The following is a 1,174-nucleotide window of genomic DNA, read 5'->3' as shown; positions in this document are numbered from 1 at the left end:
CCTGGACAGTTAGGGAAAATATGTTGGCGCCGCGGGATCAATTCGGAGCGGTAACCGTAAACGGGACTATTTTCGCTATAGGCGGATATAGTGATGGGCAATATTATGGTGATGTAATGGCTTATAATGTGCAGGATAATACCTGGCAATACCGAGTCTCCATGCCCACCCCACGCTATAAAGCAAATGTCGTCTCAGTAAATAATAAGATATTAGCTATTGGCGGTTGTGATACGCGTGTTCTAACTAGAGTGGAGGAATATGACCCTGCCAAGAATGAATCAGAGCCCGAAAAATGGACCCAAAAAGCTAATATGCCTTCTGCACGCTATGAACTCGGAGCAGCTGAGGCCGGGGGGAAGATTTATGCTCTTGGAGGTAGCATCGACGATACATATTACAATAAGAAAGCACTTAATGAGGTTTATGATTTTGAAACCGATTCCTGGAGCACCGTACGGGCAATGCCGGAAGCTCGGTATGGACTTGGCTGTGCTTCGGTCGACAATAAAATATTTGTAGTTGCCGGTGCCGTCCCAGCTGGTATTACCCGTTCAACCATAATGTATGACCCTTCTACAAATACCTGGTCATCAAAAGCGAGCTGCACTGGTTACCATAGGAATCCAGGAACCGCTGTAATTGACGGCAAAATCTACGTTATTGGCGGAATCGATTCAAACATTACCGAGGTTTATGATCCTGTTAATAACACCTGGACCGCCAAAGCCAATCTGCCAGCTATAGTCAGTAAGCTTGGGGCAGTGTCTTGTGGCGGGAAAATATATGTCATCGGCGGACAAGACACCAATAACAACCCGCTTAATACAGTTTATGAATATGATCCGCAGACAGACACTTGGACTGGCAAACAAAACATGCCCAAGGCTCGATACGGGTTAGTGGCTGTTAACATAGGTGGCCTGATTTATGCCATGGGTGGCAGTGATGGTGCTGGTTGCTTGGATGTTATTGAAGCATACAATCCGATTACCGACTCCTGGAGTACAGAGGGCAGTATGCCGGAAGCCAAAGCTCTAATGTCGTGTATTACAACAAATGATAGGGCTTACCTTATTGGGGGTCTAGATAGTAGCGGGGTTTGTCAATATGTTCATGAATTCAACCCAGGAATAATTGCTCCACAGGAACAAGCACCAAACTCATGGCAGCT

1 protein-coding gene is annotated in these 1,174 nt (G+C 46.1%); it reads left to right on the top strand.

Translation table 11 applies throughout. From position 1 onward, the window contains the following. Positions 1 to 20: 20 nt before the first annotated feature. The coding region (locus B3W37_RS09405) for a Kelch repeat-containing protein (protein ID WP_483175554.1) at positions 21 to 1,174 on the top strand (1,154 nt) is incomplete at its 3' end.

This window comes from Syntrophomonas sp. UBA5494, assembly GCF_002426325.1.
The sequence above is the reverse complement of the archived record's forward strand: the minus strand, read 5'-3'. Positions and strand labels throughout refer to the sequence as shown.